The sequence below is a fragment of the Natronospira proteinivora genome (assembly GCF_024170465.1).
Lineage (GTDB): Bacteria > Pseudomonadota > Gammaproteobacteria > Natronospirales > Natronospiraceae > Natronospira > Natronospira proteinivora.
In genome coordinates this window covers 417,258-443,581 of the sequence record NZ_JALJYF010000001.1, presented here as the reverse complement: position 1 = coordinate 443,581, position 26,324 = coordinate 417,258, and the positions used below count along the sequence as shown (strand labels likewise).

The following is a 26,324-nucleotide window of genomic DNA, read 5'->3' as shown; positions in this document are numbered from 1 at the left end:
CGTCTCCCCTTCGCATCAGCCGCCGGCAAAAATATTGCGGGCGGTGTCAAAGGCCGTCTGGAGTAAGCCCATAATGGCCGGCTGCATATACGGCAGGGCCACCATCAGAATCACAAAGCCCAGCGTCATGGCGACCGGAAAACCCACGGCAAAGAGATTCATGGTGGGCGCGGCCCGACTCATTACACCGAAAGCCACCAGCACCGTCTGCAAGGCGACCACCGCAGGCAAAGCAATCTGGACGGCCCCCTTGAACATCTCAGCGCCAAACATGGCCACCGCCCAGAAATCATCACGTACCACGCCGGAAGTACCCACGGGCATGCTTCGAAAACTGTCCACCAGAACTTCAATGATGATCAAATGGCCGTTCATGGACAGGTAGAACAGGGTGGCCATGATCAGAAAGAACTGACCCACAATGGGCACCGATACCCCTCGCTGAGCATCCACCATGAAGGCGAAACCCAGCCCCATGCTCATGGCAATGATCTGACCGGCAATCACTACCGCATCAAAAACCATCTGCACCATGAATCCCAGCATGGCACCAATCAGTATCTGCTGAACGGTAATCACAAGACCCTGAAAGCTGAGTACCTCCACGGCCGGCACCGGCCCCAGAATGGGGGCCACGGCCGCGGTGAGGGCCACGGCCAGCAAGACCCGGACCTGCATGGGAATAAAGGCAGTGGCAAAGATCGGCGCCACCATGATCATTCCCGCAATCCGGGTAAAGGGCCAGTAGTACTGGCCAATAAGACCGCTGATCTCAGCTGCGGTAAAACTCAGCATGGCCCGTCAACCGCCGCCAAGAATCAGCGGAATGCTTCGGATAAGTCGAACGGTGAAGTCCATCAGTGTGGACAGCATCCAAGAGCTGAAAAACCCCAGGGACAGCACCAGCACCAACAGCTTGGGGATGAAACTCAGGGTCATTTCGTTGATCTGGGTCGCGGCCTGGAACATCCCCACCAGCAAACCCATGGCCAATGCCGAGACCAACAGGGGCGCGGCGACCATGGCGGTAACCTTCAATGCTTCCTGACCAATGGTGACTGCCAATTCCGGACTCATGACACGCTTCCCGTGAAACTCGCTATATAAAGAAACTGGAGGCCAACGTCCCCAGCACCAGAGACCAACCATCCACAAGAACGAACAGCATGATTTTGAACGGCAGAGATACCAACATGGGCGAGAGCATGAGCATGCCCATGGACATGAGGGTACTGGCCACAACCAGATCGATGATCACGAAAGGAATATAGATAAGAAAACCGATAATAAAGGCAGTTTTCAGCTCACTGGTGATAAAGGCAGGAATCAGGATGGACATGGGCACATCATCCGGCCCGTTGAAGGATTCTTCATCAGCCATGCGGGCGAAGGTGGCCAGATCATTCTCCCGCACCTGGCCCATCATGAATTCCCTCAAGGGTTCCACCACCGCATCAATGGCTTCCTCGGCACTGATTTCCTCATCCAGATAAGGCTGAACCCCATTGTCATAAGCCGCATTAATCACCGGCGTCATGATGAAAAAGCTCAGGAACAGGGCCAGGCCAATAAGCACCTGATTGGGTGGTGTCTGTGGTGTGCCCATGGCCTGGCGAAGCAGCGCCAGAACAATCACGATACGGGTGAAAGACGTCATCATCAGGACCAGCGCCGGCAATACCGTCAGCGCCGTCATGAGAATCAGGATCTGCAGGGTGACCGAGTAAGTCTGACCGCCATCCTCGCCGGTCTCCACCGTCACTGCCGGCAGGCCCGGCAGGGCCATGGCCATCCCCGGCAGGAGCATCAAGGCCAGTGGCAGTATCCACCGGAGCCTGTTCATTGCTCCCGCTCCTTGCCCAGGCTTTCCATCAGGCGGGACCGGAAGCTGGCTCCCCCCTGAGCGGGTGACTTGCTTTCAACGGGCTCTTCCAGCACATGCAGGGTACGGATACCCGCCGGACTAACCCCCAGCAACAACTGCTGACCGCCCACTTCCACCAGCATCAGTCGTTCCCGGGTGGACAAGGCCATTTGCCCGATAATGGTCATATTGGGGTCCCGGCCACCGGCAAAGCCATGCATGCGTCGCATGGCCCAGGCCAGGGCAAATACTACTGCCAGTACCACCCCCAGGGAGAGCAATACGCTCAAGGCGCCGGACACTCCCTCAAATTCATGAGGCTGCTCAGCCAGAAGGGGGCCGGACAGCATCAAGAACAGGCTGGCAGACAAAACTCTCATGTTGATCACCGCAGCTTCTTGATACGTTCCGAGGGACTGATTACATCCGTGAGACGGATACCGAATTTCTCATTGACCACCACCACTTCGCCGTGGGCTACCAGGGTGCCATTGACCGTTACGTCCAATGGCTCGCCGGCGAAACGATCCAGTTCCACCACCGAACCCTGGCTTAGCTGGAGCAAATTGCGAATACTGATCTTGGTCCGGCCTACTTCCATGGCTAGATTGACGTTAAGATCCAGAATCATCTCCAGATTCACGTCTTCCGAACCAGAAGCACCCAAACCTGAGCCTGCATTGAGGTGATCAAACTCCGCCTTCTCCACGCTACTGCCATCAGACTTATCCGCTGAGGCACCCTCACCTTCTTGCTGGGCAGCCTCCATTTCCTCGATCTGCTGTCGCTCTTCCTCGCTCAGACCATCTTTTTTGTCGTCATCACTCATCGTTGTTTCCTCTTGCTGCCCTTGTTCTGGCCACTCTGATCCTTCGGGGGAGCCTCATCTTTCGATTTGGCCTCGTCTCGCATCTTGCGGGCGGTATGGGAACTGTCATCCTTCTCCTGCTTGGCCCATGAAGCCAGCTGCACCGCATTGCGGCCGTCGGAAATACCAAACCGCCCCTTGAAGAGCGGCAAATCCCCTTCTGCGGTCACCACCACCTGATCCGGAATCTCGATGGGCAAAATATCGCCCGCCTTCATGGTCATCAGACGACGGATGCTAAGTTCCGATTCCGCCAGTACTGCCGAGACCTCCACCCGGGCATCCTTGATTTCTTCCTTCAAGGCCTGGGTCCAGCGCTCATCCTTCTCAACTCGGTCACTCTGCACCCCGGTGTCCAACAAGTCCTTGATAGGCTCGATCATGGAATAGGGCATGGTGATATGAAACTCACCGCTACCCCCTTCCAATTCGATATTGAAGGTGCTGACCACCACCACTTCGCTGGGACTGACGATATTGGCAAACTGGGGATTGACCTCGGATTCAATGAAGCTGAAGTCAACATCCATCACTGGCGACCAAGCTTCCTTGAGGTCCTTGAACACATCGCCCAGGAACTTCTGGATAATCCGGTTCTCCGCCGGTGTGAATTCCCGGCCTTCAATCTTGGTATAGAAACGCCCGTCCCCACCAAAGAAGTTATCAACAATCACAAAGACCAGCTTGGGGTCGATGATGAACAGTGCGGTGCCTCGCAATGGATCGGCACGCACCATGTTCAGGCTGGTGGGGACATACAGGGAGTGGACATATTCGGAGAACTTGAGCATGTCCACGCCGTTGACCGAGATCTCGGCAGAACGCCGAAGCATGTCAAACAGGCTGATTCGGATGTAACGGGCAAAACGCTCGTTGATCATCTCCAGCGTGGGCAAACGACCCCGGACGATCCGATCTTCCCGAGTAAAGTCATAGGGCTTGGTTTCACCGGGAGCGAGCTCTTCCTCCTCGGTGTCCACATCCCCGCCCTCCACGCCATGCATGAGGGCATCGATTTCTTCCTGTGAAAGTACGTCGCTCACAATGGCCCCCGGCTACTGCATGACGAAGTTGGTGAAGAAAACCGCTTCGATCTCGGACGGCTCGCCCTCCGCTTCCAGAACCTGCATGATTTGCTGTCGAGATTCCTCCTGCAACGCTTCCCGACCAGACCGACTAGCTACCTTGTCCGCATCCACTTCGCCAAAGAGCAGCAGCAGGCTGTTGCGAATCCGGGGCATATGCCGATCCACGGCATTGATGACCGCCTCCTCGCGGGCCATTAACTCCACCTTGACCTGGAGATAACGGCTCCGTTGCCCCATGTCCAGGTTGACCACGAAAGCCGGCTCCATTTCGTAATACAATGCCGGCTCCCTGGGCCCAACTTCCTCCTCGTCTTCACCTTCCAACGGCGTGGTCTCAATGCCATCGCCATTGCCATTGAGGGCGCCGGCGAGAAACAGACCGGTACCCAAGCCGATCAGCAGAACGAATACGATGCCGATACCACCGATGAACCATGCCTTCATGATCTAATCTCCCATGGAAGCCGCAGAATGCCGGCCCGTCTGCCTGTCTAGAGGCAAGTGGCGTGCCATCCTGAGATGATCAATAAATAAACTTTATTTTCAATTACTTAGGAATAATGCCCAGTCAAAAGAACTCGACCGGGACGTGACAGGGAAAACCCTGACGGGATTTTGTCACTTGAAGGGAGGTGGGGAAAGCAGACTCCCGATGAAGTGGAACACTTAATGGACCGATGGACGGGAGAATGGCTAATCAGCAGCCAAGGCGTACCATGGAATGAGATCAGACATATTCATCCAACAGGGAGACCTGCCCTTCCCGCAATACAGCAGTTTCCACTCCCGCCTTGCTGGCGGATGACCCCGGGCCGGTGCCACCGTCCCGCTCTCCTGCCTGCTCGTCACCCTTTTCCTCTTGAGCCAGTTGCTCCTCCCGGCCATCGCTTACCTCGGCATCGCCCATCTCCAGACCCTTATCCTGCAGCATTTCCCGCAAACGGGGCAGGGCCTGCTCCAGGGCATCCCGGGTCAGGGCATGCTGACTGGACATCAAGAGGCTGGTCTGTTCCTGGGTGACAGCTACCCGGATCTCCAGCGGACCCAGGTGCGGGGGATTCAGCTTGATCTCTGCCCGATCGATACCCTGCCCCTTCATCATGAGGATTCGCTGGCCCAGGGCGTCGCCCCAGTTCGGCCCCCCAACCGGCGCCTGGACGGGGGGTAGACGATTCATGCTGCTGCTCTCGCCACTCTGGGAGGCGGTGGACATCAGGGCCGCCAGTTGCTGGGGCGAGGCAGATTGTGCCTGATGGCCTCCGGAGCCCACTTCACGGATCAAGGGCTCACCGCCTCCCCGCTCCTGTCCTTGCTGCTGGGTCGACAACAGCGTGCTCAAGCGCTCCTGGATCCGGTTTTTGAGCCAGTCCATGTCAGCCATCATGTCCCGCCCACCCAGATCGAACCCTGGACCGCCCTGGCCCGGGGCCACCCCCATGGTCAGGGGACGCATTTCCGTCAAGCGGGAATCCAGTGCGGCGTGACCACGTTCGGGAGGACGCAGGCTATTCAACAGCTCGGGCAAGGCCTTGGATCGCGACGGGGCATCAGACTCTGCCTGGGCCATTTCAAGCCGCATCAATCGAACCAACGCCGCCATGGCATCTTCAGGCGGAGAACCGGACTGTAGCGCTTCCGCCAGCCCCTCCAGCTCCGCTGCCGCCGGCAAACCCTTGCCGCTCTCGGGCAAGACCAGTCTGCCGTCTTCCAGACGAAGCTGGTCAAAGGCACCGTCCAGCAATGCCTGGAAGGCTTCCAGCTCCTCACCATCCAGATCGTCCGAAAGCAGCGCCATGAGGCGGTTATCACCCTCTGAAGGGGAGACTCCCCCGGCATCGGACAAGGAAAAAATGGAATGGATCACGGCTCAGGCCTCTCGATTCAGGAGTGGATCACGGGTACTTGGAGGGGATGTTGCAGATTCCGTGCCAGCTGGATCGACTCACCTCAGCGGTGCCGTGAGGGATTGGGCAGATCGTCCATTTCCCGCTGTTCCTGCTTGTCGCTCTCTCGAGCTTCGTGACTGCGGTAGCGATCACTGACCCGGTCCAGTGCATTGACCCGGGTACGGGCCTGCAGCCAGCCTTCCCGCTGCCGTTCATACTCGGCCATGTTGTTTTCCACCACCTGCTGCTGCTGACGGATCACTTCGTCCAGGCGGGAGAGAAAGGCCCGCTCGTCCCGCAAACGTCGAGGATCGATGGCACGGTCGCCTTCCCCCTCGAACATCTGTCGGTATTCCTCACGGTAGTTTTCAAGCTGCTCGAGCCGTGCCTCCTGCTCGGACAAGGCTTGCTGACTGTGGCCAAGCTCCCGGGAGGCATCCTGCTGGCCCTTGTCAGCCAGTTTTCTGACCGGCTTGAGGCGCTCGGATCTCTTTTTTCTTGTCATGAAGCTACTCCTCCGTCATCCGATACTCAGGACTGCCCCGTGCCCGAATAGGCCCGGGCCGCCTGGGGGCGGGCCCGGCTCGGCTCCCCCTCGCGACGGACATTCTGCCCGGCCGGACGGGCCTCCGCCGCGGGTTTTTCCAGTAAAGCCTTCAAGGCTTCAAGACTGCCTTCGAAAGAGACCTGCTCGTTCATGGACTGGCGCAGGAATTCCTGGATACGGGGCCAATAGTTGATCGCCTCATCCAGCCGGGGATCACTGCCCCGGCGATAGGCCCCCACACTGATCAGATCCTCGTTCTGTCGATAGAGGGAATAATACTGACGGAAACGCCGAACCAGGTCTTGCTGTGCATCATCGGTAATCGCGGTCATGGCCCGGGAGACCGAGGCTTCCACGTCAATGGCCGGGTACATCCCGGACTCGGCGATGGCGCGGGACAAGACAACATGGCCGTCCAGAATGGCCCGGGCGGAATCCGCCACCGGGTCCGTTTGGTCATCCCCCTCCACCAATACGGTGTAGAAGGCCGTGATCGACCCCTGGCCACGGTCACCATTACCCGCCCGCTCCACCAGCTGCGGCAACTTGGCAAACACCGACGGGGGGTAGCCCTTGGTGGCCGGCGGTTCACCGATGGACAGGGCCACTTCCCGCTGGGCCTGGGCAAAACGGGTCAGAGAATCCATCAGCAGCAGAACCTTGCGGCCCCGGTCCCGAAAATGCTCGGCCACCCGGGTGGCCAACCAGGCCCCCTGCAAACGCATCAGGGGTGGATTGTCCGCCGGCGTGGCTACCACCACAGCCCGCCGCATGCCTTCCTCGCCCAGGGTTTCCTGAACGAAATCATTTACCTCGCGCCCCCGCTCCCCGATCAGGCCCACCACGATCACATCGGCCTCGGTAAAGCGGGTCATCATGCCCAGCAACACACTCTTGCCCACGCCACTGCCGGCGAACAGGCCCATCCGTTGTCCCCGACCGACGGTGAGCAGGGAATTGATGGTGCGAATCCCCACATCCAGGGGCTCATGAATGGGCTGGCGGGCCAGGGGGTTGATCATGCGCCCGGTCATGGAGACCTGTTCCCCTGTCTCCAGCGGCGGACCACTATCCAGTGGCCGCCCGGTGCCATCCAGCACCCGCCCCAGCAGGGCATCACCCACCGGCACCCGGGAGGTCTTGCCGGTGGGAATCACTCGGGCATTGGGTACCAGGCCGGCCAGTTCGCCGGTGGGCATGAGATAGACCGAGTCGCCGGAAAAGCCCACCACCTCGGCGTCAATATAGTCTCCACTGGCGGTCTCCACCAGACAATGGGAGCCCACCGGGGCGCGGCAACCCACCGCTTCAATGGTCAGGCCCACCACCCGCCGCAGCAGCCCTTCCACCATGGGGCCGTTGTCATGCCGGGAAAGCCGTTCCTGATAGCGGGCCAACCGTCCCAACCAGCGGGAGCGCCGGCCGGCTTGTATGGATTCACTGCTCAGGCTCATCCCGGTCCTCCCCGGCGACTGCCGACGGTGATCCGGCCTTGCCCCCATCATCCTCCAGGTCATGGGGCCTGTCATCCGCTTCAGGTCCCGGTTCGCGGCGCTCGGGCGAGGTATCAGCCTGGGCCAATTCACCCAGCTCCTCCGGGGCCTCGCGTTCTTCACCCAGCATGGCCGCCAATACACGACCCACCTGGTGTTCAAGGCGAACATCCACGCGGGAATTACGGTCCGAGACAATGCAACCCCCGCGACTCAGGCTGGGATCTTCCGCCAGTTCCCAGCGAGTATCCTTGCTGGGGCCGGTAAGCTCCCGAATCAGTGCCGCATCCTCCGGATTCAGCTGAACCCGAACCTGACGGTCACCGCTGGGCAGGGCCTTGACGGCTTCCCGTACCACTGCCACGATCTGGCCGGGGTCAGTACGCAACTCACGACGGATCAGCTGCCGGGCGACAACGCAGACCAAGTCGCTGAGTTCCTGCTCCACTTCCCGATCCACGGCGTCCAGTGGCTCGGTGAGGGCATTGAGTATGGCGCTGACTTCTTCGGCGCGGCGCCGGACCTCGGCTTCACCACTGTCATAACCTTCCTGATAGCCCTTCTCATAGGCTTCCCGATAGGCCGCCTCCTGAATAGTCTCGATTTCCGCCGCCGTGACCGGCTGCTTGTCATCCCCTGAGCGGGAGGCCGGCTTGGCGGAGTCACCCTTGCCGGAGGTGGGCTTGCGCGGGCTTGGACGAGGCGAGCGCCGCTCGCCCACCGTTGGGGCCTCCCAGCGCCGCCATTGCTCGCCCTCAGACATATTCGTCTCCCTTGCCACCCAGGCTGATGCGGCCGGAATCGGCCATGGCCCGGGCGGTGGCGAGAATCTCCTTCTGGGCGGATTCCACATCACTCAGTTTCACCGGGCCCATGGCCTCGATGTCTTCCTTGAGCATCTCGGAGGCCCGGCGGGACATATTGCGATAGATCTTGTCCTGAACCTCCGGCGAGGCCCCTTTCATGGCCGTGCTGAGCTGATCGGAGGCCACTTCCCGCAGCAGTTGCTGAATCCCCCGGTCGTCAATATCGGACAGGTTGTCGAACACGAACATCAACTCCTGGATTCGATCGCCGAGCACTTCATCATGCTCACGGACCATTTCCATGATGGTTTCCTCATCACTGCTGTCCAGATAGTTAAGCATGTCGGCGGCCACCTTGGCGCCGCCCACCTCGGAGGATTTGATATTGGAATTGCCGGAGAACTGCTTCTCCATGATGGCGTCCAGTTCCTTTATGGCTGACGGCTGAATACCGTCCAGGGTGGCAATCCGCATGATTACATCGGGACGAATCCGGTCGGAAAGCTGGCCCAGGACTTCTGCCGCTTGATCACTGTCCAGATGGGACAGGACAATGGCAATGATCTGGGGATGTTCCAGGCGGATCACTTCAGCCACGGCCCGTGCATCCATCCATTTCAGGGCATCCAGGCCCTTGGTGCTGCCCCCCACCACGATGCGGTCCATGAGGCTGTTGGCCTTGTCCTCACCCAGAGCGCTGATCAGGGTCTTGCGCAGATATTCATCCGCCCCCACGCCCAGGGAGGTCTGTTCACCGGCCTCCTCGATGAAATCATCCAGCACACTGCTGGCCTGTTCGGTGCTGATGTTGCTGAGCGTGGCCATGGCCGCACCCACCTTCTGCACCTCCCGGGCATTCATGTGCTTCATCACCTGGGCGGCCTCATTCTCGCCCAGGCTCATGAGCAATACCGCAGCGCGTTCAGCACCTTCCATTGACGTCACCTCGCCCCATCATTCCTTCACCCAGTTTCTGATCACCTGCGCCACGCGCTTGGGATCCTCGCTGACCATGCCCTTTGCGGCGGCCACCTTCTCATCATAGGCCTTGGGCTTGGACAGTTGGAATGCCGGTTCGGATTCATCCGATTGACGGTCATCCTCTCCCTCTGAATGTGCCAGGCGCTGCCGCTCATCGGCCATGGAAGGACTGGCCTGACGCTTGCGCCCACCCATCAGGCTGCGCATGCCCGGGCGAAGGACGCCGAAAATCAGGGCCAGAATCAGTACCGCCCCCAGCAACTGCCGCATCAATTCACGGAACCAACCCTGTTCCCAGAAAGCCGGCTCCTCAACCTCGGTCACATCTCGTTCAATGAAGCTCTGGTTCACCACGCTAACGGTATCACCACGCTCAGCATTGAAACCCACCGCTTCCTGTACCAAGGTCTCCAGACGCTCCATTTCCTCTTCGGTCAGAGCATCGCGAACCGGCTGACCCTCTTCATCCTCAGTCGCCCAGTCATCCACCACCACGGCAACGGACAAGCGCTGGATTTGCCCCAGAGCCTGAACGGTGTGGGAGACACTGCGATCCACCTCGTAGTTCCGAACCATGCGACGGGCAATGGCGGCCGGCACCCCAGCTTCCTGTGCCTCCGCCTCCAAGTCCTCCTCATCGACCAGCCCCGGTGGCTGATTGGTCAGGGCCCCAGGGATACCCCGGGGGCCGGCACCGGGCCGGGGATCTTCACTTTCTTGCTCACTTCGAACGGCAATCGTATCCGGATCATAGGTCTCCCGGCTTTCCTCGAATCGGGTGAAATCCAGATCCGCGGTGACCCGGGCGCGCACCCGATCATTGCCCACGACAGGGCCAAGGATATCCTCGATCCGTTCCACATAGGCCCGTTCCAGTCGACGGGCATGGTCAAACTGCTCGTCGCTGTCTGCGCCGCGACGGCCATCGCCCCGGTCAGACAGCAAACGCCCGCGCTGATCCACCACCGTGACCCGTTGCTCGGGCATATCGGTGATGCTGGAGGCCACCATATGGACAATGGCCGAGACCTGCTGCTCACTCAGGCTACGGCCACGATAGAGGTTCAGAAAGACCGACGCGGACGGTTCCCGGCGATCACGCACGAAGACACTGTCTTCGGGAATGGCCAGATGGACCCGGGCACTTTGTACCGAGTCCAGGCTGTTGATGGTCCGCGCCAGTTCAGTCTGCAGGGCGCTGTGATAACGGGCCCGCTCCATGAACTGGCTGACCCCGAAACCGGACTCATCCTCCATCATCTCAAAGCCCGTGCCCGCCCCCCGGGGCAGGCCTTCGGCGGCCAGATGTAGACGGGCCTGGTGGACCGTGTCATGGGGCACTTCGATGGCACCGGTGGCCGGATTCAGGCGGTAGTTGATGCCGGCCTCATCCAGGGATTGGGCAACCTGGGCACTGTCCCGCTGCTCCAAATCCCCGTACAGGGTGCGGTAATCCGGGCTCTGAGACCACAGAAACACGACCACCGCCACCGCCAGCACAGCCGCCAGCAGCAGGCCCATCCCCAGCTGCCTGCCGGATTTCCCTTGCAAGACATCCGCCAACTGCATATTGCTGCCACCGGCCCCGCCGGAAGCCGGCTCCGGTGCCCGCTCGGCGGGAAGATTACTGCCTGTGGTGTCCGCTGCCTGCGCTGCCATTAAGCCATCCTCAACTCAGAATCCATAAACCTGTCCCTGCCCCGCTTGCGCCGTCGGGCTTAGATCTGCATCCGCATGATCTCTTGATAGGCTTCAACCAAACGGTTTCGAACTTCGCTCATGGCCTGAAAGCTCACATCGGCTTTCTGCAGTGCCAACATGACTTCCGTCAGTTCCACACCATCCTCTCCCCGGGAGAAGGCATCCGCCAGATTGCCGGCCGCCTGCTGGGTCTCGTTGACCTTGTCCACCGAGGCCTTGAGCATGTCGCCGAAGTTCGGACCCTCGCCCTCGGCCTGACCCACGGGGCCAGCCGGCTGACCGGCCTCGGCCGACAGTTGACGCATCTGCTGCAGTACGTTCTGGATCTGGACATCGTTATTCATGGAAGCACCTCCGCTTTACCCCGTAGAGCTAAGCAAGTTTTGCGCCAAGATCCCGTGGCAGTTCCACGCCCGCATCCCGCAAGCGCGCCATTTTGTAACGCAGGGTGCGCGGGCTGATACCCAGGCGGGCCGCAGCGTGCTTGCGAGAACCCCCTTCCGAGCGCAGGGCCTCCACAATCAAGCGGTATTCCCGATCCTTGAGGGCATCATCCAGAGCATGTCCATCCGGGATATCACCACCGGCCGATGGCAGCTGGGCGGCATCGACACCACCCCCGTTGCCACCCGGCGTTGACGAAAGCCCGTCAGTGGCGGCCTCGAAATGCAGTGCCTGTGCCTGAATCTCGTCACCGGGGGCCAGAATCAAGGCTCGTTGGACCACATTGTCCAGCTCCCGGATATTGCCGGGCCAGGTATGGGCTTGTAAGGCGCGTGTCGAATCCTCGCTCAAGCGGGGCAAGGGCCGCTTGCCCCGACAGTGATGCTCCATCAGATGCTTGGCCAGGGGCACAATATCCCCGGGCCGTTCCCGCAAGGGGGGAAGCCGTACGGGGAAAACATTCAGGCGATAGTAGAGGTCTTCACGGAACTCACCGGCCCGGACACTGGCCAGCAGATCGCGGTTGGTGGTGGCCACTACCCGGACATCCAGGGAGATGGTTTTGCGACCACCCAACCGCTCCACTTCCCGCTCCTGCAATACCCGCAGCAGCTTCGCCTGCAGGGCCAGATCCATCTCGGAGATCTCGTCCAACAACAGAGTGCCACCCTGGGCCTGTTCGAATTTACCCGGATGCGCCGCCTGGGCCCCGGTAAAGGCGCCTTTCTCATAGCCGAACAACACCGCTTCCAGCATATTTTCCGGAATAGCGGCGCAGTTGATCGCCACAAACGGGCCCTTGGCACGGGGGGAATGCTCGTGAATAAAGCGAGCATAGACTTCCTTGCCGGTACCCGATTCCCCGCACAGCAGCACGGTCGCTTCGCTGTCCGCCACCCGGGCGGCCAACTCCAGCATCCGCAGGCTGGCCGGATCCTCGGCCACCGGCCCGCCCATTGCACTGGGCTTGAGGCGGTGCTTGTCCACCATGTCCACCAGGTTTTCCGCCTCGAAAGGTTTCATCAAGTAGTCGGTGGCCCCGCCCCGCATGGCTTCCACCGCTCGCTCCACGGTGCCGTATGCCGTCATCATCACCACCGGCAGCTCCGGGTGGTGACTGCGAATATGAGCCAGCAGGGCCCGGCCATCCATAGGCGACATTTGCACATCGGTAACCACCATGCCCACGGGCTGACGACCCATGGCCTCGATGGCCACCTCGCCATCGGCCGCCTCCAGCACCTCCAGCCCGCGGGCCATCAGGGTATCAACGATGGCCTCGCGTAGATCGCTATCATCCTCCACAACCAATACCGGAAGATCACTCATGATTGCTGCTCCTGGATATCCGACCGCCCGGCTTCTGCATCAGGCAGAACCAGAATGAATTCGGCACCACCCTGTCGGGGGGTGCCCAACATCAGCTCGCCGTTATGGGCCTCGGCCACGGAACGAACCACGGCCAGACCTAGCCCCGTGCCCTGGGGGCGGGTGGTATAAAAGGGTTCAAAGATCTGTTCTCGAATCCCGGCGGGCACCCCCGGCCCGTTATCTCGGACGCGGATGATGACCTTCCGCCCGTCCCCACGCTCACCCCGAAGGCGAATATGAGCAATTTCCGACTCACTGCCCTGGACCGCCTCGACGGCATTGTTAAGCAGATTGGTCAGCGCCCCCAGCACGGCCGCCCGGCTACCGCGAATGGCCAGCCCCCGTCCGCCCTGAACCTGAAGCTTGAGTTGATGACGCCAGCGGGCCATGACCTGCCCGCCGGCCTCGGCAAAGAGCTCATCCACACCCAGACGCTCGTCGTCACGACGTCCTCCGCTGGCGAACATGAGCATGTCCCCCACCATGCCCTCTATCTGACGGAGACGACCGGCCAGCTTGCCGCCGATCCGGGGCAAGGCATCCTGGCCCAGATGGCCCGTCTCCAATTGCCCGGCGTACAACAGGGCCGCCGACAGAGGAGTGCGAATCTGGTGGGCCAGGCGAGCGGCCATCTCCCCCATGGCGGACAGGCGCTGATGACGGTCCACCAGCTCCTGCAGGGCCCGGGTTTCAGAGACATCCGTGAGCAGAACGATCCGGCCCTGCTCCGCTTCCAGGCTACGCTGGGAAATGGAGACCCGCCGCCCCGTCCTCAGGCTCACCTCGCCGGTACTACGGGTTTGCTCGGTGAAGGCGCGGCGCCGAATCGCTTCCCAGCTCTGCTCTGTCAGAGGCTTTCCCAGCAGGGATTCAGCCGCCGGATTGGCGTCCCGAACCCGCCCTTCCCCGTCAATTACGATCACCCCACCGGGCAGGGTTTCCAACAACTGCTCCAGGCGTCGTCCGATCCGCTCCTTCTCGGCCAGTTCCTGTAGCCGGGCATCACGAGCCGAGGCCAGTTCCTGACTGAGGGAACTGACCTGGGCTTCCAGCTCGGCATAGGAATCGGACAACTGGCGGGAGGTGCGAGTAAAGACCTCAAAGGCCTTCTCCAGCTCCTGCATCCGCGCCTTGTCCCGGCTTTCAAAAGAGGAATCCGACACGCGCTTTGCTCCGTCGAGTCTTTGACATAGGGTCTGTGACGGAGAAATAGCAATTGCCGTGCCAGCGTTATTTTTCTATTTAATTCAGATGTTTAACAAAAAACAAAAGCGCACTTCCGAGATAAAAGAGACACGCGTCGGCTTTTTGACTTAACAGCGGGGGCTATTTCGGGCGATGCGGCGGCAGCCGTTTGGGGAGTTAACACGGAGACCACGGAGGGGCACGGAGAGCACGGAGAATGCTTTTCGGGATAAGCCAGTGGACATTTCACACTCCGTGTCCTCCGTGTTGAACATCCAGATTCAAATTAAACGGGTGGCGATCTACTCAGGCTGTAGGCCGTATTTTCGGAGTTTTTCCACCAGGGTGGTGCGGCGCATCTTGAGTAGACGGGCCGCCTGGGCCACCACCCCCTCGGTACGCTCCAGGGCCTGGCGAATCAGGCCCTGCTCCACCTCCGCCATGTGTTCACGCAGGTCGAGACCGCTGTGGGGAAGCTGCATGGGGTCAACCGCGGCGCCCGCCCCCTCGGACGCCGACTCGGGCTCCGGATCCTCCCAGTCAATACTGTCTGGATCCCCCGGATTGGCAGCATAGCGCTCCGGCAAGTCGGGTAAATCCACCGCCCCGCCAGGCTTTACAATCGCCAGCCGTTCCATCAGGTTGCCCAACTCCCGCACGTTGCCTGGCCATTCATAGGCACACAGCGCGGCCATGGCCCGGCGAGTCAGGCGAACCCCCGGTCGGTCCCGGTCTCGCATATTGGCGCTCATGAGGCGTACCAATTCCGGCAGGTCCTGGCTTCGCTCCCGCAAGGGGGGCATTTGGATGGGAAAGACATTGAGGCGATAGAAGAGATCCTCACGGAACTCACCGTCCCGAATCATGGCTTCCAGGTTCTGATGGGTGGCGGCCACGATGCGCACATCGCACTCGATGGAGCGATTGCTGCCCACCCGTTCAAAGGTCCGCTCCTGCAGCACCCGTAGCAGCTTCACCTGCATGGGCTGGGGCATGTCGCCGATCTCATCGAGAAACAAGGTGCCGCCTTCGGCAATCTCAAATCGGCCCTTACGGCTGGTGATGGCGCCGGTAAAGGCCCCCTTTTCATGACCGAACAGCTCGCTTTCCAGCAATTCGGCGGGAATGGCACCGCAATTGACCGGAACAAAGGGGGCATCGGCACGCGTGGACGCGGCATGGATCTCCCGGGCCACCACTTCCTTGCCGGTGCCGGATTCACCCAGAATCATCACATTGGTGTCAAAGGGGGCCACCTGCTCGATCAGGCCGCGTACCCGACGAATCGGCTCGGAATGCCCGGCCGGGCGACGGGCTTTCCGCCGGGACAGGGCATCCTGAAACTCCTCCACCCGCCGCAGGGCTTCAGTCAGCTCGGCATGCTTGACCGGGTAATTCAGCTCACAGCAGACATGATCACTCAGCCCATCAGTATATACCCCGCCTGCTTCCTCGGTTAGCGCCACCAGCGGCACCCGCTTACCCAGTCGATGAAGCGACTCCACGCCCGTGTCAGCGGGTAGCTCCCCCACCACCACCGCATGCCAGCGACCATCGGGGTCCAGCTTGGCGGACAGGTCTTCACTCAGGACTTGGGGCGGCAGATCCAGGGCCCCCAGTACCGCTTCCAGGGCACGGGCACGATCACGGTTCTTCTCAAGGACCAGAATCCGGGATTCGATCATCGGGCGGGCTCCCCTCAATGCTTTATTATTAACGCGGTACACGTCGAGAATATGTCACATGATGGGATTTTGCCATATGAGATGACATAACGCTGCAAAAAAGGCGACCACCAGCCGGGGTTTTGACACCACTGACCCAACATCGGGCTGTTTTGCCCCTGACACTGGGCCTAAAGACGACAGAAATCGCTCAGGTGGCAAGCCCGGCGAACCGATTGCCGTATCATATAGCTGGTCCAGAAATTGCATTTTGAAATGGCCCACGTACAAATCCGTCAACAACGCATTCGGCCTGGGAAGCAGCCATGAGCAATAAGCAGGTGTCAGATAGCAGAATCAATGCCATCAACAAGGAAATCAGCCAGACCAACCAGCTGCTCACCGACGGCAAACTGCACACCGCGTTGGACGAGGCCCACCGGATTATTCAAGCCTACCCCGGGTTCGGGGCCTGTCACCGCCTGCTCGGGGCAACGCTGCTGGAGTTCGGAAAGAAAGAGGCCGCCAATGCCTGCTTTCGGCGTGCCCTTGAGCTTGACCCAAGCGACGCCAGTCGTCGCCTCCTTGCCCGGGGACTGGTGGAGATTGGCGATCACCAAGAGGCACTGTCGGTACTGGCGACGATGCACGAGCCGGATACAGCCACGTCACGAGCCTTGCGCATTGAGGCCCTGGCCGGATCCGGGAGACGTGAAGAAGCCGAAACATTGACGATTAAGACCCTGGATGAGAGACGTGAATCCCCCTCCCTGCTGGTGGCCGTGGCCGGTTACGGTCTCGCACTGGACTACCCGAACCTTGTGTCGCGGCTCAGCCCGCTACTTGAGCTGAAGGAGAATAGTCCGAGCCTGACCGCAAAGCTCAAGTTCTGTATCGGGGATATCCTGCACCAGCAAGGCGAACATGCCGCGGCTTTTCACGCCTTCGGCGATGGCAACCGTCTGGCACGCAGCGCCTCCCACCGGACGCCTTTCAATCCCGACAGCTATCGGAAGCGGGTCCATTCCATTACCAAGAATTTCCCGCTCAAGGTCCTCCAGCAGGACCCGTCAATCACGCCCAGAGCGTCCATGAGTCGCTTACTCATGATTATAGGCGCCCCCAGAAGCGGCAAGACACTGCTGGAATCACTCCTGACCTGTCACCCGGAGATCCGCGCCGGCCGGGAACAGATTCCTTTCGAGACCCTTCTCGGACAAGTCGAGCAGCAGACGGGCCAGGACCGCAACCACTTGCTGGCGACACTACCGCTGGAGACACGATTGAAATCCGCCGGCCCCTATCAACGCACCCTGCAGCAGCAGGGGGCGGGTGTACACTTTGTCACCGACACCAACCCGGCCAACCTGGCTGCCCTGGGTTATATGTGGGCCAGCATCCCGGAAAGTCGCTTCATCTTCGTGGACCGGGACCCGCTGGACCTGGGTTTCTCCAACTATGCCACCCACATGCCCCACATCGGCACGGGACAATTGGGCCTGGAGGATTTGGGAATATACCTTGGAGAGGTCCAGCGTCTAAGTGCTTTCTGGCAGAAAGCTTTCGGGGACCGGGCCATGCGGGTAAGTTACGAGGCGATCACCGGCGACGAGGCCGAATCCGTCATCCAGGCATGCCTGGCGTTTCTCGGTTTGGACTGGCATCCCGACTGTGCCTTGGCAAACCAGGCCCCCACTCGCACCACCGTCGCCGGTGATGCCATGGCCGGTCACCGGCCGGATGACCGGTTTATCGGCATTGCCAAGCCCTATCGCGAATGGCTGACGCCCATGCAGGAAAGCATGCGGCAGGTTCTGTCAGAAACCGAGATGGATCCATAAGCGCCTATTACCATTCCATGGCCGAACCAGACGAATGGACCTCTAGATATTATCCTGTCTGTCCGCGGCTACCGGCAATGGCCCGGCGATGGTGCCGGAAAACAAACTTCTCAAGGGCATCCGCCACCACTTCATTGATTCCCTCAAAGATCACCAGGACAGCGGGACCGCCATCCCAGTCCGCATGCGCAGACACCTTTCCTGGCAATACCAGGGGCTGGGCGGCATATGTGGCCAGCGACACCTCCACCACTCCGGTTTCGTTCACCGCCGGCGTTTTATCTTCACGGGGCCACCAGGCAAGGCCCGCAGCGGACAGTTCCGCGGTGACACTGGGAGGAATAATGTCCGAGGCGGCGCGAATCTGACCCACCAGGGTCAGAATGAGATCCAGCTTGGCTTCCAGGCGCTGGACTTCCGGCAGGGGTAGTTGATGGCTTTCAGGGGAATCGCTGTGACGCTCTTCCAGGGCACTAACGGCACGCAGGAGGGCCAGATTCTGCTCATTGAGGGAAGCCAACTGCCCTTCATCCAGAGGCGCCTGGCTGGGTCGCCATTGCAGCGGCAACTCCGTTCTGAAGTTGACCCGGTCCGAGAAAAACGTGGCGATATTCAATGGGCTCTCCCGCCTGTCAATGGCTGATGATTTCAGCGTCTGGCATGATCCGTATAGGCATTCACGGCCTTCTGTCCCCGTCGCAAATGGCCGAGCTCATCCCCCAGGCGGCTGCGCTCCCGTTCAACCTTGTTCATCAGTGCCCGGTCTCCACGAATCAGTTGTTCCGTGATTCGTGCCAGACATTCACCGGTATCAGGGTCCAGATCCTGCACATTCGCATAAAGGGCCTGCAAACAGGTAGCCCGTTCCCGTTCCAGCTCCGCCGTGCGAACCCAATCCCCGCTTTCCGCCGCCTCCATTAACGCAGTATGAAGAGACTCAATCCGGGACAGCACTTCCCGTTTATCGGCCGGCAGGGCATCAATCCAGTGAGGGTCCATTGCCGGAAACATCAGGTGGACACCGATTCGTTCGTCTGGGTCTGTTCCACCGCCTGCTGAACGGCTTCCGCCGGAATGGCATCCCAACCGGACTTGATTTCCTTGAGCAGGCGGCTGACCTCCTCCAGGATTTCCGGATCGTTGTGCAGATTGGCTTCCACCAGCCGCCGCCCCATGTAGTCGTAGAGCTGTTCCAGCCGCTCGGCCAGTTCCTGGGATTGGCTCGGATCGAGACAGACCCGCAGTCCCTCAATGATATTGATGGCCCGGCTAACCTGCTCACCTTTGGGGCCAATCTCCTTGCGTTCCATATGTCCCCGGGCCTGGGCAATGCGATCCAGGGCACCTTCCATCAGCATCTGGATCAGTCGATGAGGATTGGCCTCATCCAGGCCGGAGCGAACCCCCACTTCCTGGTAGGCATTGAGGGCGGCAGTCCGATTTGGCTTATACATTCATTCACTCCCAGGACAGGGTCCTGTTCTCGATTCAGTTTTGTCCCGGCGTGGGCACATTGGCCAGCTGCTCGGTGAGGAAATCCCCCTGGCTGCGCAGATTGGCCACCAGGGAATCCATGGCAGCAAACTGGGAAGTGTACCGAGCCTCCACACTCTCCATGCGGCGCTCCAGGCGCTCCTGCTGGCTGCCCAGATTATCCAGGCGATCCTGCAGGCCATCCTGCCGGCCATCCAGCAGTCCACCGAAGCGGGTGTATTCACCGGCCAGGTTATCCATGCGCCGGGCCAGGCCGTCCTCCCCACCGAATAAGCGGCCCACGGCATCGAAATTGTCATTCATGGCCGAATCCAGGCGTTCATTGTCCACTTCCAATGTGCCATCGCTGCGGGTAATGATGCCGATCTCGGCCAAGGTGGAGAACGGGCCATCGACCCCATCCACCTGGGTATTCAATTCATTACGAAGCTGGCTGACGATCCGGCGGGTGGACGAATCCCCCTGAAGCGGCCCGGCTTCACCGGTCTCGGAATCATAAGCCGTCAGTTGATTGACTGCCCCGATAAAGCCATTGAAGCGTTCCACGAATTCATTGACCGCCTCCCGGGCCGATTCCCGGTCCTGGCTAACCTCCAGGGTTTCCAGTTGGCCCGGGTTGGCGCTGTTGAGATCAATGGTCACCCCATCAATCACCCCGTCAATCTGATTGTTGGCACTGCTGTGGGCAAACCCATTGATAAAGACTTCGGCATCCTGAGCGGCCTGAGTCTGGTTTAAGCCACCCGCGGTGTTATTGCCCTCCTCATCCAGGTCTTCGGGATCGAAAGCCAGCGCTTCCAGGCCACCATCTCCACCAGAGGCTTCAATGGTGATTGCGTTTTCCTCACCGGTGTCCCGGCTATTGAGCACCAGGCGAGCCCCTTCACTGGTATTGATGATGCTGGCCGACAGTCCCTCGCCATTGGCAGCTTCATTAATGGCATCACGAACCTGGGCAAGGCTATTGTTGTTCTCATCGATATCTACATCGAAGCTGCTATTACCCGCCGTGATACTGAGGGTACCGGTACCTACATGGGTATCAGCATCGTCAAAGGCATCACTGGCCAGACTCTGGGCCCGGGCCAGCTGCTCTACCTGCACGGAGTAATTACCCTCCGAGGCCTGGCGGGTCGCGGAGGCGGAAAACACCTCCTCATTGGTGGATGTGGCTTCCCGGTTGCGAAAGGCGGAGGCATCCCGCAGGGAAGACATGCCGTCCCGCAACTCGGACATCACATTCTTGAGCTGTCCGATGGCCGAAATCTGTTCTTCGGCGCGTTCCACACCGCGATCGATCCGGCGCTGGGCGGGGGCACGCTCGGCCTCCACCAGCTGGCTGACGATGTCATTGATATCCAGACCGGAACCGATCCCTTGCGCACTAATAATGGACATGCTGTCCTCCTCGCCACTCAGGGCTTAAACTGCCTGGCCGGAATGCCGGCCCCTCAGGCCTTGGCCTGAATCAGACTCAATTCGCTGAAATCGCCATTTTCCCCGGATTCTCGCAATATCTGTGCCAAGCGCATAGCCTCTTCCGGGGGGATCTGGCGAATCACTTCTTCCGTCTCTGGATGATAGACCGTAATCACGGTTCTGCCCGAGGTTTCATCCACTTTGAATTCCAGGTCGGGCCGAAAATAGGGCTGGGCAGACTCCATGGCATCGCTCAGCTCTTCAGCCGCCCGCTCAGCCAGGGCTTCCAGCGCTCGCCCATCAACGGCCGGATCTGCAACTTTCAAAGACTGGGCTTCAAGCCGCTGGGGCTCCGGGCGAGCAGTCCCTTCTGCTTCCGACCGGCCCGATCTTGCCTCGTTCCGCGGCAAGGCCTTGCCGCTCTCAACGCCCAAACTCATGCCACTGATTTCGTAAGACATGGCGATTTTCCTCCATTTGGCCCACCCCGTGGGCCCGATGCGGGCCGGAGCGGCCCCTCCCCTCTTTATTGTTGCCGTCCTGTCTCCAGAACGCGCGAAAGCGGACAGGGCTTCAGGGCCCTGCCCGCTTCCACCAGACCCCGATTATTCGGGCCTGTCATGCAGCTTTCCGGTTGCCGCTTACTGCAGCAGACCCAGCACCGTCTGCGGGACGGCATTGGCCTGCGACAGAATCGAGGTACCGGCCTGCTGCAGGATCTGGGCACGGGTCAGCTCAGCGGTTTCCTGAGCAAAGTCCGTGTCCTGGATCCGGGAGCGGGCAGCGGAGAGATTCTCCGAACCCACCTGCAGGTTGGCGATGGTAGCCTCGAAACGGTTCTGGACCGCACCCAGCTCGGAACGCAGACCGGAGACCTGCTGGATAGCAAAGTCCATGGTCCGAATGGCTGAATCGGCATCCGCGCGAGTCAGCACGGAGGCATCGGCCGCCGCGAAGTCACCCAGCTGATCCGGGTTGTTTTCGAAATCAATGCCCAGCTCTGCAATCTCATCACCCGTTACAGTGATGGACTCGCCCACATCGGTGGAAAGCTCGATACCGCGCAGGAAGCTGTCACTACCTTCGTCAGTCAGACCACCAAATTCAACATCACCAGTGCCATCCGATTCGATGGAGAAGGCAATGTCTTCGGAGGCAGTCAGGACAATATTACCGGCGGTGTTTTCCACCGCAGCGACCCCACTTTGCCCACGCTCGTCATTGATCGCGTTGACAAAATCGCCAGTTGACATACCGGCATCGATATCGATATTAGCACCATTGAGGGTCAGCGTACCGCCACTCCCCGCGGCAAAGTCATCCACTTCCACCACAGCCTGTTCGGCGCGCGCGGCCTGCACATTGGTATCGGCAAAGGCGTTGTTGATCTCGGTGATCACGCCACCAATGCTGTCAATGCCGCTGAGATCGATCTCCTCACCGTTAATGGCGAGAGAATCCCCGTCCAGACCGGCAAGGGCGCCACCCGTGGCAAACTCACTGGCAGTGATTGCGAAACCATCACCAACTGTGGCACCCAGCTCGGAACTACGGGCATCCACACCCGCCACGCTGATGGTCTGGCCCCGGTTGGCACCCACCTGGAACACCAGGTCTTCCAGTGAACCATCCAGCACATTCTGGTCGTTGAACTGGGTGGAGGTGGCAATCCGCTGCACTTCCTGCACGGCCTGCTGGACCTCTTCGTTCAGGGCCCGGCGATCGGATGCGGAGTTGGTGTCGTTGGCCGACTGCACGGCCAGCTCACGCACCCGCTGCAGCAGGTTGGAGACTTCATCCAGGGCGCCTTCGGCGGTCTGGGAGAAGGAAATGCCGTCATTGGCGTTACGAACCGCCTGGTTCTGGCCGTTGATCTGTGCCGTAAAACGCTCGGAAATGGCCAGACCGGCCGCATCGTCCCGCGCGCTGTTAATGCGCAGGCCGGAAGAAAGACGCTCAAGCGAAGTCGCCAGCTGTCCCTGAGAAGACCCCAGGTTCCGCTGGGCGTTGAGCGACATGATGTTGGTGTTGATCACCGTACCCATGCTCATGATGCACTCTCCTGATATTTACCGTTGTCTGAAGTGCTCCGGGTCCATCCCGGGCTTCATGCCCAACGCCGGGTCCCCTGGGTGAAGCGGACATTCGCGGCGCTGTCAGGAGGCTTAACGGCGCTTCAGGGGGAGACTTTAGGGATCGGGCGATTTTTTTGGTCAGCACCGACGAACGGTGAATCGACCCCGATTAACGGTCAGGAGTAGATAAAACATCCAGTCGGGGCAGGAATGCCCCTCCCACAGCCTATTCTCGGCGGAACTGGTCCTCCGCAGTCGGGCCGGGAGGTGATGGTCAGAGGCTGCCCTTGGCCTGATCCAAGGCACCGCCCGCCGCACAGTAGCAGCGCTACGGGCAAGAGCGGTACAAATGCGTCTGGAACGCATTTGAACTGCAAGCTCCGCTTGCAGGCCCGAAGGGCGAAGGCCAGGGATGGCCGAAGTAACGCCGGAGCAGCGCCAGAGACGGCGTCTGACCGATGCTCACCGGTCCAACTGCGGATCCCTACATAAAGTTAAAGAGACTCAGCCCCTGGGTTCTCACATAGGCTTGCTGAGCCGCCTGCAGTCCCACCTGCTGTTGATTGAGACGGGTGATGGCCTCGGCATAATCCAGGTCTTCAATGCCGGATTTGGTGGTCTCAAGGTCCAGGCGGCTGCCGTCATTCACCGCCACCTGGTCATCGATGGCCTTCAAGCGTGCACCGGTCTCGGCGCGGACTTCCAGCATTTGGGCCACACCCTGATCAATATCATCCAGTGAGCGATTAACCTCGTTCAGCTGCTGCGTCCGATCCCGGGAATTGCTAACCGGGCTATCAAAGGCATCGATCAGGCGATCCAGGGTATTGAAGACACTGCTGTTTTGGCTGGGAGAAACCTCGAACTGGTCGCCTTCCTCCGGTGTCCCGTCGATGGTCAACTCAATACCGGAAAACTGGATGGTCTCGCCGGGCTGAAACTCGCCGCTCTCCACCACCGTACCGTCGGAATCGCGGACCTCGTACTCGCCATCGGCCAGGATTTCGATCTCGTAGGTATCACCTGTCCACTGCTGGAGATCCCGCACGCTGGTGTTCTTGATCACCCCGCTACCTTCATTGGCCGCGCCCGCCTCGGCCTTGAAGGTGCCATTGCCTTCACGGATGTTCATGAAGACCTCGGCGCCGGGATTGCCGTCGGTCACGGTCCGGTTGGGCCCGATCTGCAGGGTGCGCTGGCCCGAGTCGCCGTTGTACACCACACCGTCACTGGTGGGTGAGAAGGGTTGAGTATCGCCCTGGAAACCGGCAAAGATAAAGTTGTCGCTGGCATCTTTGGTATTGGCCATGTCCACCAGGGCCGAGCGCAGCTCCTTGAGCTCGGCTGCAATGAAACTGCGGCTGTCATTATCTTGGGAGCCATTGGCACCCTGCACGGTCAGCTCGCGGACACGCTGCATGATATTGCCGGCCTCGTCCAGAATACTTTCCTGGGTCTGAAGGCGGTTCTGGGCCATGGTCGCATTGCGATCATATTGATCGGTTTTCTGCAGAGCACGTCCCAGCTCCAGCGCCTGGACCGAACCAATGGGGTCATCCGAAGGCCGCACGATGCGCTTGCCACTGGCGGCCTGTTCCTGGGTCTTGGCCAGCTGCCCCTGCTGATTCTGCATCTGCTGGGTGGCATTGAGATTAAACCAGGTGGTGGAGACTCTCATGGGCTTTTACCTCCCCACCGCGTTGATCAATGACTGGAAGATGGTGTCAGCCACCCGAATGGATTGCGCCGAGGCCTGATAGGCCTGCTGGAATTTCATGAGATTGGCTGCCTCTTCGTCCAGATTCACGCCGGAGACGGACTCCAGGGATTCCCGGGCCTGGCTCTTCAGGGTGGACTGGGCATCCCGGTTGGTCTGGGCCTGGGACGTCTTGGTGGCCACATCCGCCACCAATTCCCCCACCCCATCCTGAAGCGAGGTCTGACCACCATCCATCACCCCTTCATCCACCAAATCCGCCAGGCGGTTGGCATTGCGGTTATCACCGCTGCCGCCGCTGTTGGCCTGGACAGTAAAGGTATCCCCGGCCTCGGGCTGACCGGAAATGCTCACTTGCCAGCCGTTGTATTCGATGGGCTCGCCGGCTTCATAGGTGAAGGTATCGCCATTGATTTCAAAGGTGTCCTCATCGAGGAACTCGATTTCCACGGTCTCCATGAGATCCGGGTCATCCACATCCACCACTTCCCCGAGGGTAATGGTGCCGCTGCCCAGATTATCCCCATCGGCGCCGCCAATAATGGGGGCAGCCGCAGCCACGGAACGGGGATCATCAATCACCCGCTCCAGACCGCCGCCAGCAGCACGAGTAGGTTGAATCTCAAAGGCGTCCCCGTCTTCAGGGGTGCCGTCCACCACCACTTCCAGCCCGTCAAAGGTGAAGGGATCACCAGGGCTGCCGTCGCCATCAAAGTCCACTTCCTCGCCGGTATCGGCCCGGTTGATCTGCCAATCACCGCCCACAAAGCGCAGCCGGTAATCACCGCCACTCAGCTCCTGGGCACTGCTAACGGTCGCCTGAATCTCGGCATCACCTTCATTGCCACGGCGGGGGCGGGCTTGGGGATCCGGCACCGAGAAGAATGCTTCGCCAAACTCCCCTCTCAGGTCAATGCCCTCGGCATGCACTTCATTGAAGGACTCGGTGAGTCCATGGGCAATCTTGCCCAGCTGGTTGAGGGTGGGATCAAGTACATCCTCGCGGAACCCCATAATCCCGCCCAGGGAGCCGCCTTCCAGCGTGGTACTTAGATTGCCCGGCTCCGGCTGGCCTGCCCGCGCCACTTCCAGGCGGGAAGGGTCAAAGTCATTCCGCCGGGCTTCCAGCTGATAGGGCTCATTGCCGATCACCAGATTGGTCCCGTTGCCCACAAAGACATTCACCGAACCATCGTCCTGGCTCACTTTCTCGATCTTGATCAGCTCGCTCAATTCCTGGAGCTTCTGGTCCCGCTGATCCAGCAGGTCATTGGGTTGCCCACGCCCCTGGCCCACCGCATCACCGATCTGCTGATTTAGGCGGGCGATGGAATCGGTCAGGCCGTTGATCTCTTCCACGGAATTGCGGATCTCGCTATTGATCTCGCTTTCCAGGTCGCTCATGCGCTGATCGATGGTGTCGAATCGGTTGACCAGCGCTTCGGCCTCGCTCAAAAGAACCTGCCGGGCGGAGATGGATGAGGGATCATCAGCCACATCCTGAACCGCATTGAAAAAGTTCTGCAGGCTGGGCGTCAGACCGGCGTCGGCGTCGGCCAGAAGGTTATCCACCCGCTGGGCCAGATTGGTGAAGGACTCCAGCTCGGCATGGGCGGAGGTGGCGTTCTGGAGCTGGTCTCCCAGGAACTGGTCATACAGGCGGTTGATACCCGAAACCTGGGTGCCCTGGCCCACAAAGCCATCCCCGAATCCCATGGGAGGCCGGGTACTCTGATCAACCCGTTGGCGGCTATAGCCCTCGGTATTGACGTTGTTGATGTTATGGCCGGTGGTGGTCAATTGCCGCTGGGCAGCCAGCAGACCGGACACACTGTTATTGAGCAGACTCATGGGCGATCACCTCGGCGCATTGCGGCGCA

26 protein-coding genes are annotated in these 26,324 nt (G+C 60.2%); 1 reads left to right on the top strand and 25 read right to left on the bottom strand.

Annotated features, from left to right (window positions below):
- Nucleotides 1-15 precede the first annotated feature (15 nt).
- The 17 genes from fliR to J2T60_RS01995 all read right to left on the bottom strand — a co-directional run bounded on the left by fliR (nucleotide 16) and on the right by J2T60_RS01995 (nucleotide 15,919).
- Nucleotides 16-795 carry a flagellar biosynthetic protein FliR gene (fliR, locus tag J2T60_RS02075; protein ID WP_253444752.1) on the bottom strand — a complete coding sequence of 260 codons (780 nt, stop codon included), beginning with the start codon at nucleotides 793-795 and terminating at the stop codon, nucleotides 16-18.
- Nucleotides 796-801: 6 nt separating this feature from the next.
- Nucleotides 802-1,077: a flagellar biosynthesis protein FliQ gene (gene fliQ / locus J2T60_RS02070; protein ID WP_253444749.1), complete on the bottom strand. Its 276-nt coding sequence runs from the start codon at nucleotides 1,075-1,077 to the stop codon at nucleotides 802-804.
- A 22-nt stretch (nucleotides 1,078-1,099) separates the two neighbouring features.
- A complete protein-coding gene (gene fliP / locus J2T60_RS02065; protein ID WP_301288290.1) occupies nucleotides 1,100-1,843 on the bottom strand; it encodes a flagellar type III secretion system pore protein FliP in 744 nt (247 codons plus the stop codon).
- The gene (gene fliO / locus J2T60_RS02060) at nucleotides 1,840-2,244 is read right to left on the bottom strand and encodes a flagellar biosynthetic protein FliO (protein ID WP_253444745.1); all 405 of its coding nucleotides are present in this window, start codon (nucleotides 2,242-2,244) and stop codon (nucleotides 1,840-1,842) included. The genes fliP and fliO overlap by 4 nt, the downstream gene beginning before the upstream one ends.
- Nucleotides 2,245-2,249: 5 nt before the next feature.
- Entirely contained in the window at nucleotides 2,250-2,693 is a 444-nt protein-coding gene (gene fliN, locus J2T60_RS02055) for a flagellar motor switch protein FliN (RefSeq protein WP_253444742.1), read from the bottom strand.
- Nucleotides 2,690-3,775: a flagellar motor switch protein FliM gene (gene fliM / locus J2T60_RS02050; RefSeq protein WP_445376030.1), complete on the bottom strand. Its 1,086-nt coding sequence runs from the start codon at nucleotides 3,773-3,775 to the stop codon at nucleotides 2,690-2,692. Before fliM ends, fliN begins: the two co-directional genes overlap by 4 nt.
- A 12-nt stretch (nucleotides 3,776-3,787) precedes the next feature.
- Nucleotides 3,788-4,264, bottom strand: coding sequence for a flagellar basal body-associated FliL family protein (locus tag J2T60_RS02045; RefSeq protein ID WP_253444739.1), 477 nt, complete (start codon nucleotides 4,262-4,264; stop codon nucleotides 3,788-3,790).
- A gap of 283 nt (nucleotides 4,265-4,547) precedes the next feature.
- On the bottom strand, nucleotides 4,548-5,684 hold the full coding sequence (locus J2T60_RS13365) for a flagellar hook-length control protein FliK (protein WP_253444736.1): 1,137 nt from the start codon (nucleotides 5,682-5,684) through the stop codon (nucleotides 4,548-4,550).
- An 83-nt stretch (nucleotides 5,685-5,767) separates the two neighbouring features.
- Entirely contained in the window at nucleotides 5,768-6,211 is a 444-nt protein-coding gene (gene fliJ / locus J2T60_RS02035; RefSeq protein ID WP_253444733.1) for a flagellar export protein FliJ, read from the bottom strand.
- A gap of 26 nt (nucleotides 6,212-6,237) precedes the next feature.
- Nucleotides 6,238-7,707, bottom strand: coding sequence for a flagellar protein export ATPase FliI (gene fliI, locus J2T60_RS02030; RefSeq protein WP_253444730.1), 1,470 nt, complete (start codon nucleotides 7,705-7,707; stop codon nucleotides 6,238-6,240).
- Complete coding sequence (locus tag J2T60_RS02025; RefSeq protein WP_253444727.1) at nucleotides 7,691-8,509, bottom strand: flagellar assembly protein FliH; 819 nt, start codon at nucleotides 8,507-8,509, stop codon at nucleotides 7,691-7,693. Before J2T60_RS02025 ends, fliI begins: the two co-directional genes overlap by 17 nt.
- Nucleotides 8,502-9,488 (bottom strand): flagellar motor switch protein FliG, encoded by a 987-nt coding sequence (gene fliG / locus J2T60_RS02020; RefSeq protein ID WP_253444724.1) that lies wholly within the window; start codon nucleotides 9,486-9,488, stop codon nucleotides 8,502-8,504. The genes J2T60_RS02025 and fliG overlap by 8 nt, the downstream gene beginning before the upstream one ends.
- A gap of 18 nt (nucleotides 9,489-9,506) precedes the next feature.
- Nucleotides 9,507-11,192: a flagellar basal-body MS-ring/collar protein FliF gene (gene fliF / locus J2T60_RS02015; protein WP_253444721.1), complete on the bottom strand. Its 1,686-nt coding sequence runs from the start codon at nucleotides 11,190-11,192 to the stop codon at nucleotides 9,507-9,509.
- A gap of 59 nt (nucleotides 11,193-11,251) precedes the next feature.
- Nucleotides 11,252-11,578, bottom strand: coding sequence for a flagellar hook-basal body complex protein FliE (fliE, locus tag J2T60_RS02010; RefSeq protein ID WP_253444718.1), 327 nt, complete (start codon nucleotides 11,576-11,578; stop codon nucleotides 11,252-11,254).
- Between the two features lie 28 nt (nucleotides 11,579-11,606).
- Nucleotides 11,607-13,007, bottom strand: a complete 1,401-nt coding sequence (locus J2T60_RS02005; RefSeq protein ID WP_253444715.1) for a sigma-54-dependent transcriptional regulator — start codon at nucleotides 13,005-13,007, stop codon at nucleotides 11,607-11,609.
- The gene (locus J2T60_RS02000; RefSeq protein ID WP_253444712.1) at nucleotides 13,004-14,212 is read right to left on the bottom strand and encodes a sensor histidine kinase; all 1,209 of its coding nucleotides are present in this window, start codon (nucleotides 14,210-14,212) and stop codon (nucleotides 13,004-13,006) included. Before J2T60_RS02000 ends, J2T60_RS02005 begins: the two co-directional genes overlap by 4 nt.
- A gap of 324 nt (nucleotides 14,213-14,536) precedes the next feature.
- Entirely contained in the window at nucleotides 14,537-15,919 is a 1,383-nt protein-coding gene (locus J2T60_RS01995; protein ID WP_253444709.1) for a sigma-54 dependent transcriptional regulator, read from the bottom strand.
- Between the two features lie 305 nt (nucleotides 15,920-16,224).
- Here J2T60_RS01995 and J2T60_RS01990 point away from each other — a divergent pair, with 305 nt between their 5' ends.
- The gene (locus J2T60_RS01990; RefSeq protein WP_253444706.1) at nucleotides 16,225-17,739 is read left to right on the top strand and encodes a tetratricopeptide repeat-containing sulfotransferase family protein; all 1,515 of its coding nucleotides are present in this window, start codon (nucleotides 16,225-16,227) and stop codon (nucleotides 17,737-17,739) included.
- Between the two features lie 49 nt (nucleotides 17,740-17,788).
- Here the strand turns inward: J2T60_RS01990 and J2T60_RS01985 are convergent, their stop codons facing one another.
- The 8 genes from J2T60_RS01985 to flgK all read right to left on the bottom strand — a co-directional run bounded on the left by J2T60_RS01985 (nucleotide 17,789) and on the right by flgK (nucleotide 26,295).
- A complete protein-coding gene (locus J2T60_RS01985; RefSeq protein ID WP_253444703.1) occupies nucleotides 17,789-18,355 on the bottom strand; it encodes a PilZ domain-containing protein in 567 nt (188 codons plus the stop codon).
- Nucleotides 18,356-18,387: 32 nt separating this feature from the next.
- Nucleotides 18,388-18,750, bottom strand: a complete 363-nt coding sequence (locus tag J2T60_RS01980) for a flagellar protein FliT (RefSeq protein ID WP_253444700.1) — start codon at nucleotides 18,748-18,750, stop codon at nucleotides 18,388-18,390.
- Nucleotides 18,750-19,193: a flagellar export chaperone FliS gene (fliS, locus tag J2T60_RS01975; RefSeq protein WP_253444697.1), complete on the bottom strand. Its 444-nt coding sequence runs from the start codon at nucleotides 19,191-19,193 to the stop codon at nucleotides 18,750-18,752. Before fliS ends, J2T60_RS01980 begins: the two co-directional genes overlap by 1 nt.
- A gap of 34 nt (nucleotides 19,194-19,227) precedes the next feature.
- Nucleotides 19,228-20,631, bottom strand: a complete 1,404-nt coding sequence (gene fliD, locus J2T60_RS01970) for a flagellar filament capping protein FliD (protein WP_253444694.1) — start codon at nucleotides 20,629-20,631, stop codon at nucleotides 19,228-19,230.
- Nucleotides 20,632-20,684: 53 nt separating this feature from the next.
- Nucleotides 20,685-21,113, bottom strand: a complete 429-nt coding sequence (locus J2T60_RS01965; protein WP_253444691.1) for a flagellar protein FlaG — start codon at nucleotides 21,111-21,113, stop codon at nucleotides 20,685-20,687.
- Nucleotides 21,114-21,293: 180 nt separating this feature from the next.
- Nucleotides 21,294-22,697 carry a flagellin N-terminal helical domain-containing protein gene (locus J2T60_RS01960; protein ID WP_253447537.1) on the bottom strand — a complete coding sequence of 468 codons (1,404 nt, stop codon included), beginning with the start codon at nucleotides 22,695-22,697 and terminating at the stop codon, nucleotides 21,294-21,296.
- A gap of 514 nt (nucleotides 22,698-23,211) precedes the next feature.
- Nucleotides 23,212-24,405 carry a flagellar hook-associated protein FlgL gene (gene flgL / locus J2T60_RS01955; protein WP_253444687.1) on the bottom strand — a complete coding sequence of 398 codons (1,194 nt, stop codon included), beginning with the start codon at nucleotides 24,403-24,405 and terminating at the stop codon, nucleotides 23,212-23,214.
- Between the two features lie 6 nt (nucleotides 24,406-24,411).
- Nucleotides 24,412-26,295 (bottom strand): flagellar hook-associated protein FlgK, encoded by a 1,884-nt coding sequence (flgK, locus tag J2T60_RS01950; protein ID WP_253444684.1) that lies wholly within the window; start codon nucleotides 26,293-26,295, stop codon nucleotides 24,412-24,414.
- Between the last annotated feature and the right edge of the window lie 29 nt (nucleotides 26,296-26,324).

Bases quoted from the DNA above. Each gene is read 5' to 3' on its own strand.
- fliF (WP_253444721.1), bottom strand. From the start codon at position 11,192: ATGGCAGCGCAGGCAGCGGACACCACAGGCAGTAATCTTCCCGCCGAG.
- fliR (WP_253444752.1), bottom strand. From the start codon at position 795: ATGCTGAGTTTTACCGCAGCTGAGATCAGCGGTCTTATTGGCCAGTAC.
- J2T60_RS01980 (WP_253444700.1), bottom strand. From the start codon at position 18,750: ATGTTTCCGGCAATGGACCCTCACTGGATTGATGCCCTGCCGGCCGAT.
- J2T60_RS01990 (WP_253444706.1), top strand. From the start codon at position 16,225: ATGAGCAATAAGCAGGTGTCAGATAGCAGAATCAATGCCATCAACAAG.
- fliP (WP_301288290.1), bottom strand. From the start codon at position 1,843: ATGAACAGGCTCCGGTGGATACTGCCACTGGCCTTGATGCTCCTGCCG.
- fliJ (WP_253444733.1), bottom strand. From the start codon at position 6,211: ATGACAAGAAAAAAGAGATCCGAGCGCCTCAAGCCGGTCAGAAAACTG.
- J2T60_RS02025 (WP_253444727.1), bottom strand. From the start codon at position 8,509: ATGTCTGAGGGCGAGCAATGGCGGCGCTGGGAGGCCCCAACGGTGGGC.
- J2T60_RS01960 (WP_253447537.1), bottom strand. From the start codon at position 22,697: ATGGGTACGGTGATCAACACCAACATCATGTCGCTCAACGCCCAGCGG.
- J2T60_RS02045 (WP_253444739.1), bottom strand. From the start codon at position 4,264: ATGAAGGCATGGTTCATCGGTGGTATCGGCATCGTATTCGTTCTGCTG.
- J2T60_RS01995 (WP_253444709.1), bottom strand. From the start codon at position 15,919: ATGATCGAATCCCGGATTCTGGTCCTTGAGAAGAACCGTGATCGTGCC.
- fliN (WP_253444742.1), bottom strand. From the start codon at position 2,693: ATGAGTGATGACGACAAAAAAGATGGTCTGAGCGAGGAAGAGCGACAG.
- flgK (WP_253444684.1), bottom strand. From the start codon at position 26,295: ATGAGTCTGCTCAATAACAGTGTGTCCGGTCTGCTGGCTGCCCAGCGG.
- fliS (WP_253444697.1), bottom strand. From the start codon at position 19,193: ATGTATAAGCCAAATCGGACTGCCGCCCTCAATGCCTACCAGGAAGTG.
- fliG (WP_253444724.1), bottom strand. From the start codon at position 9,488: ATGGAAGGTGCTGAACGCGCTGCGGTATTGCTCATGAGCCTGGGCGAG.
- fliE (WP_253444718.1), bottom strand. From the start codon at position 11,578: ATGAATAACGATGTCCAGATCCAGAACGTACTGCAGCAGATGCGTCAA.
- J2T60_RS02005 (WP_253444715.1), bottom strand. From the start codon at position 13,007: ATGAGTGATCTTCCGGTATTGGTTGTGGAGGATGATAGCGATCTACGC.
- fliQ (WP_253444749.1), bottom strand. From the start codon at position 1,077: ATGAGTCCGGAATTGGCAGTCACCATTGGTCAGGAAGCATTGAAGGTT.
- flgL (WP_253444687.1), bottom strand. From the start codon at position 24,405: ATGAGAGTCTCCACCACCTGGTTTAATCTCAATGCCACCCAGCAGATG.
- fliI (WP_253444730.1), bottom strand. From the start codon at position 7,707: ATGAGCCTGAGCAGTGAATCCATACAAGCCGGCCGGCGCTCCCGCTGG.
- fliO (WP_253444745.1), bottom strand. From the start codon at position 2,244: ATGAGAGTTTTGTCTGCCAGCCTGTTCTTGATGCTGTCCGGCCCCCTT.
- fliD (WP_253444694.1), bottom strand. From the start codon at position 20,631: ATGTCCATTATTAGTGCGCAAGGGATCGGTTCCGGTCTGGATATCAAT.
- J2T60_RS01965 (WP_253444691.1), bottom strand. From the start codon at position 21,113: ATGTCTTACGAAATCAGTGGCATGAGTTTGGGCGTTGAGAGCGGCAAG.